We start from the raw sequence: 6126 nt of genomic DNA on the forward strand, positions 1-6126 counted from the left end.
CGCCGCGCCCGTCCCGGCCGCGCCGGCCTGCGGAGATCCGGCTGCGATGTCGACCCGCGACAAGCTGGCCCAGCTCCTGATGGTCGGGGTGACCGGGGCCGCCGACGCCCGCGCGGTCGTCGACACCCATCACGTCGGCGGCATCATGATCGGGAGCTGGACCGACCTGTCCATGCTCTCGGACGGCTCCCTGACCGACATCGCCGCGACGGCCGCCCCGCTGCCGTTGGCGGTGAGCGTCGACGAGGAGGGGGGTCGCGTCTCGCGGCTGTCCAGCGTGATCGGTTCCCAGCCCGCGCCGCGGGTGCTGGCCCAGACCAGTAGCCCCGAGGAGGTGTACGCCACCGCACTCGACCGCGGTCAGCAGATGCGCAATCTGGGGATCACCATCGACTTCGCGCCGGTCGTCGACCTCACCGACGCCCCGGCCAGCACCGTGATCGGCGACCGATCGTTCGGATCGGATCCCGCCACGGTCACCGACTACGCGGGCGCATACGCCCGCGGGCTGCGCGACGCCGGGCTGCTGCCGGTGCTCAAGCACTTCCCGGGGCACGGGCAGGCGTCAGGCGACTCCCACGAGGGCAGCGTCGTCACCCCGCCCCTGGAGACGCTGCAGGCCAACGACCTGGTGCCGTACCGGACGCTCACCGCAGAGGCGCCCGTCGGCGTCATGGTCGGCCACATGGAGGTCCCGGGCCTCACCGGCAGCGAACCGGCCAGCCTGAGCCCCGCCGCCTACGCGTTGCTGCGCTCCGGCGACTACGGCGGCCCGCCGTTCAACGGCCTGGTCTTCACCGACGACCTGTCCAGCATGCGGGCGATCACCGACCGGTTCGGGGTCGCCGACGCGGTCCTGCGTTCGCTTCAGGCCGGCGCGGACGTGGCGTTGTGGGTGACCACCCGCGAGGTTCCCGCCGTGCTGGACCGCCTGGAGAAGGCGGTGGCGGCCGGGGAGCTGACGATGCCGGGGGTGGACGCCGCGGTGACGCGGATCGCGGCGGTCAAGGGTCCGTCGCCGCACTGCGGCGGCTGATCGGCCCGGTATTGCTTACCCTGTGGTGAGACACGTCGCAGGAAGGCTGACCCATGGCAGGTGGTACCAAGCGGTTACCGCGTGCCGTCCGCGAGCAGCAGATGCTCGACGCAGCCGTGCAGATGTTCTCGGTGAACGGCTATCACGAGACCTCCATGGATGCGATCGCGGCCGAGGCGCAGATCAGCAAGCCGATGTTGTACCTGTACTACGGCTCGAAAGAGGAACTCTTCGGCGCCTGCCTGGACCGGGAGCTGACCCGGTTCGTCGACGAGGTGCGCACCAACATCGACTTCGACGATGCGCCGAAGGAGTTGTTGCGCTCCGCCGTTCTGTCGTTCCTGAAGTACATCGACACCCACCGCGCGTCCTGGATGGTGCTCTACACCCAGGCCACCAGCTCGCAGCGGTTCGCCCACACCGTGCGGGAGGGCCGCGAACGCATCATCGAACTCGTCGGTCGGCTGCTGCGGTCGGGCACCCGGTCCCCGGGACCGGACACCGATTTCGACATGATGGCGGTCGCGCTGGTGGGCGCGGGGGAGGCGGTGGCCTCCCGGGTCAGCACGGGTGACGCCGACGCCGACGACGCAGCCAAACTGCTGATCGACCTGTTCTGGCTGGGCCTCAAGGGGGCCCCGTCAGACAAAGATGCCGTCGCTTCCCACTAGCGGGTGTCAGGCCGGTGTCACCGACCCGGTGAGGTGCGGGTGTCCCTTGCTGAGGTGCCGCAGGGTGAGTTCCCAGCCCTCGCCGTGACGGTCGACGTACAGGCCGGCGCGCGCCGGCAGCACCACGGGTTTGGCGAACCGCACCGAATAGCGCACCGCGTCCGGTAGCCGACCCTCGATGTTGGCCAACACGGCGGCCGCGCTGAACATGCCGTGGGCGATCACCGTGGGGAACCCGAACAGTTTCGCGGCGACGGCGTTCGTGTGGATCGGGTTGTGGTCTCCGCCGACCGACGCGTAGTGGCGGATCTGGCCGGGCGTGATGCGCAGCACCGCGTTCGGCGGCCCCGGCTTCGGCTGTTTCTGCGGCGGCGCCTTGGGTTCGTCCGAGAGGCTGGTCCGCTGCTGGTGCAGGAATGTCGTCACCTGGTGCCATGCGGTGTCGTTTCCCACATTGACGTCGGTGACGATGTCGACCAGCAGACCCTTGCGGTGCTCGCGCAGGCTCTCGGCATGCACCGACACCCCGACGGTGTCGGTGACCGAGATCGGCCGGTACTGGGTGATGTGGTTCTCCAGATGCACCGAACCCATTGCGGCGAACGGGAAGTCGAAACCGGTCACCAGCGACATCACCGTCGGGAACGTCAGCGCGAACGGATAGGTCAACGGCACGGTGTCACCGAACCGCAGCCCGGTGACGTTGGCGTACTCGGCGACGTTGGCCGGGTCGATGGGCAACTCGGCCACGGTCAGGGTGCGGTCGGGAAGGGTGTCGTCGCGGGGCACGAACGGCAACGCGCCCGCAGCGGCACGCAGCATGTTCTTCAAGCCCGACGGCTGCTCGGTCATGATCCTCGATTCGCTTCGCAAGCTTCGCTCACCGTCACGCCCCCAACATCGCCTGGCCGCAGACCCGGATGGTGTTGCCGGTGACCGCGTTCGACGCCGGGCTGGCGAAGTAGGCGATGGCCTCGGCGACGTCGACCGGCTGACCACCCTGGAACAGCGAGTTCAGCCTCCTGCCGACCTCGCGGGTCGCCAGAGGGATGGCGTCGGTCATCTTGGTTTCGATGAACCCCGGCCCGATCGCGTTGATGGTGATGTTCTTCTCGGCGCACTGCGGCGCCAGCGCGTCGGTGAGCCCGATCATGCCCGCCTTCGTCGCAGCGTAGTTGGTCTGGCCGCGGTTTCCGGCGATCCCGGCCATCGAGGACAGCCCGACGATCCTGCCACCCTCGCCGATGACCCCGTTGTCCACCAGGCCTTCGGCAAGCCGCAGCGGCGCAAGGAGATTCACCGCGATGACGGAGTCCCAGCGGCCTTCGTCCATGTTGGCGAGCAGCTTGTCGCGGGTGATGCCTGCATTGTTGACCAGGATGTCGAGCCGGCCGTCATAGTGCTCGCGGACATGCTCGGTGATGCGGTCGACGGCGTCGGCGGCGGTGACGTCGAGGGTGAGCGCGGTGCCGCCCACCTTGGTGGCGACTTCGGCGAGTTCCTCGGCTGAACCCTCGATGTCCACCGCGATCACCTTCGCCCCGTCGCGGGCGAACACCTCGGCGATCGTCGCGCCGATGCCGCGGGCGGCACCGGTGACCACCGCGACCTTGCCGTCCAGCGGCTTGTCCCAGTCCGCCGGCGGGGTGGAGTCGGCTGCGCCGACGCGGAACACCTGGGCGTCGATGTAGGCCGACTTCGCCGACAGGATGAACCGCAGCGTGGACTCCAGCCCGGTCGCGGCGGGCTTGGCATCGGGGGAGAGGTAGACCAGCGCCGCGGTGGAGCCGTTGCGCAGCTCCTTACCCAGCGAGCGGGTGAACCCTTCGAGCGCGCGCTGCGCTGTCCGCTCGTGCACGCTGTCGATGTCCTCGGGGGTGGTGCCGATGACAACGACGCGGCCCGAGTGGCCCAGGTTGCGGAGCAGCGGGGTGAAGAACTCGTAGAGCCCCTTGAGGCCCTCGGGTTCGGTGATCCCGGTGGCGTCGAACACCAGACCGCCGAACGAATCCGCCCAGCGTCCGCCGAGGTTGTTGGCCACCACGTCGTAGTCGTCGGCCAGCGCCGTGCGCAGCGGTTCCACCACGCGGCCGTCACCGCCGATCAGCAGGGAACCGTCCAGGGGCGACTGGCCCGGGCGGTACCGGCGCAGCGGTTCGGGCTGCGGGACACCGAGTTGTTTGGCCAGGAACCCTCCCGGCCCGGAGTTGACGACTTGTGAGAGGAGGTCGGAAGCCACAGCGCTGCCTTTCGGAAAATCTGAGGTACGTCTTCGATTTGAAGTAGGTCCATTGCGGGGTACCCACTGTTGTGCTCCTCACGAACTTACTCCAGAGTAAGAACGGTGGGTAGTATGACTCTCGACACCCCAACGATCCTCGCGACGCCGGGAGGCAGATGTGGCCGACAACAAATCAACCCGCCGGGTAGCAGTTCTCGGAGGCAACCGGATCCCGTTCGCGCGCTCGGACGGCGCGTACGCGAACGCGTCCAACCAGGACATGTTCACCGCGGTGCTCGACGGCCTGGTCGACCGGTTCTCCCTCAAGGGCGAGAAGCTCGACGCGGTCATCGGCGGCGCTGTGCTCAAGCACAGCCGCGACTTCAACCTGATGCGCGAGTGCGTGCTGGGCAGCGCGTTGTCGTCGTACACGCCGGCGATCGATCTGCAGCAGGCCTGCGGCACCGGCCTGCAGTCCGCCATCGCTGCTGCTGACGGCATCGCGCGGGGGCGCTACGAAGTGGCGGCGGCGGGTGGAGTGGACACCGCCTCGGACGCACCGATCGCATTCGGCGACGACCTCCGGAAGGTGCTGCTGGGGCTGCGCCGGGCCAAGTCCAACGTGGATCGCCTCAAGCTGGTGGGCAAGCTGCCGGCCTCGCTCGGGGTGGAGATCCCGGTCAACAGCGAGCCGCGCACCGGCATGTCGATGGGCGAGCACGCGGCCGTCACCGCCAAGGAGATGGGTGTCAAGCGGGTCGACCAGGACGAACTCGCCGCCGCCAGCCACAACAACATGGCTGCCGCCTACGACCGGGGCTTCTTCGACGATCTGGTCACCCCGTTCCTCGGGGTCTACCGCGACAACAACCTGCGCGCCGACTCCTCAGCCGAGAAGCTGGCCAAACTCAAGCCGGTGTTCGGGGTGCGCGACGGCGACGCCACCATGACGGCCGGCAACTCGACACCGCTGACCGACGGCGCCTCGGTGGCGCTGCTGGCCAGCGAGGAGTGGGCCTCCGCGCGGTCGATCCCGGTCCTGGCCTACTTCGTCGATGGCGAGACCGCGGCGGTGGACTACGTCAACGGCCCGGACGGGCTGCTGATGGCGCCGACGTACGCGGTGCCGCGGCTGCTGGCCCGCAACGGGTTGTCCCTGCAGGATTTCGACTTCTACGAGATCCACGAGGCGTTCGCGTCGGTGGTGCTGGCAACGCTGGCCGCGTGGGAGTCCGACGAGTACTGCAAGGAGCGCCTCGGTCTGGACGGCGCACTCGGCGCCATCGACCGGTCCAAGCTCAACGTCAACGGCTCGTCGCTGGCCGCCGGGCACCCGTTCGCCGCGACCGGCGGCCGGATCCTGGCCCAGCTGGCCAAGCAGCTGGCGGAGAAGAAGGCCGAAACGGGTCAACCGGTGCGCGGCCTCATCTCGGTCTGCGCCGCAGGTGGGCAGGGTGTGACGGCCATCCTGGAGGCCTGAGAAAAACCTCGCCCGGGCTGTAACGCCCACAGGTGAGGGATCGATACATGGGATAGCTCCGTGTTGCCGTCTGACCCCCCGACCCGACGGCAACACGGGGCTCTTACGTTCGGCACTACAGTTCAGCGCATGCAGATCAGCATGTTCGGACAGCTCAGCGGTGCCGGGTCCGGCTCACCGATCGACGCCACCATCACCAACCTGGCGCAACTGCGCGACGAGGGTTTCGGCAGGGTCTGGATGAGCCAACTTCCGTTCGAGCCCGACCTTCTCACCGTGCTCGCGGTGGCGCTGAGGGAGGTCGACGGCATCGAGGTCGCCAGCGGTGTCGTCCCGATCCAGAACCAGCACCCGATGCAGATGGCGCAGCGCGCGCTGACCGTCAGCCTGGCCTCGGGTGGCCGGTTCGTGCTGGGTCTCGGCATGACCCACGCCGCCGTCACCGAGGGCATGTGGGGCATTCCCTGGGACAAGCCGGTGCGCCGCCTCAACGAGTACCTCGACGGGTTGCTTCCGCTGCTGGCCGGCGAACCCGCCGACGCGGTGGGGGAGACTGTCACCACCCGCGGCGCGCTGATGATTCCCGGTGCTCCTCGTCCGGACGTGTACATCGCCGCGCTGGGGCCGCAGCTGCTGCGCCTGGCGGGTCGCCGCACGTCGGGCACCTGCACCTGGATGACGGGCCCCGCCACCCTCGGCGACCACGTCAGCCCGACGC

Annotated in this window: 6 protein-coding genes; 4 read left to right on the forward strand and 2 right to left on the reverse strand. The window is 68.9% G+C overall.

Going from position 1 to position 6126, the window contains the following annotated elements; genetic code table 11:
• Together WA944_RS03795 and WA944_RS03800 are read left to right on the forward strand one after the other, a co-directional pair.
• The coding region (locus tag WA944_RS03795; protein ID WP_526646375.1) for a glycoside hydrolase family 3 N-terminal domain-containing protein at positions 1 to 1036 on the forward strand (1036 nt) is incomplete at its 5' end.
• Positions 1037 to 1089: 53 nt separating this feature from the next.
• Positions 1090 to 1707, forward strand: a complete 618-nt coding sequence (locus tag WA944_RS03800; RefSeq protein ID WP_526372246.1) for a TetR/AcrR family transcriptional regulator — start codon at positions 1090 to 1092, stop codon at positions 1705 to 1707.
• Positions 1708 to 1713: 6 nt separating this feature from the next.
• Here WA944_RS03800 and WA944_RS03805 read toward each other — a convergent pair whose 3' ends face one another.
• On the reverse strand, positions 1714 to 2559 hold the full coding sequence (locus WA944_RS03805) for a MaoC family dehydratase (RefSeq protein WP_526646377.1): 846 nt from the start codon (positions 2557 to 2559) through the stop codon (positions 1714 to 1716).
• A 34-nt stretch (positions 2560 to 2593) separates the two neighbouring features.
• Complete coding sequence (locus tag WA944_RS03810; protein ID WP_526646379.1) at positions 2594 to 3946, reverse strand: 3-oxoacyl-ACP reductase; 1353 nt, start codon at positions 3944 to 3946, stop codon at positions 2594 to 2596.
• A 160-nt stretch (positions 3947 to 4106) separates the two neighbouring features.
• Between WA944_RS03810 and WA944_RS03815 the strand changes: the two genes are divergently transcribed.
• Both WA944_RS03815 and WA944_RS03820 read left to right on the forward strand, forming a co-directional pair.
• Positions 4107 to 5408 (forward strand): acetyl-CoA C-acetyltransferase, encoded by a 1302-nt coding sequence (locus tag WA944_RS03815; RefSeq protein WP_526375672.1) that lies wholly within the window; start codon positions 4107 to 4109, stop codon positions 5406 to 5408.
• A 129-nt stretch (positions 5409 to 5537) separates the two neighbouring features.
• A partial coding sequence (locus tag WA944_RS03820) for an LLM class flavin-dependent oxidoreductase (RefSeq protein ID WP_526646381.1) occupies positions 5538 to 6126 on the forward strand: 589 nt, incomplete at its 3' end.

It is taken from the genome of Mycobacterium sp., from assembly GCF_049683355.1.
Classification (GTDB): Bacteria; Actinomycetota; Actinomycetes; order Mycobacteriales; family Mycobacteriaceae; genus Mycobacterium.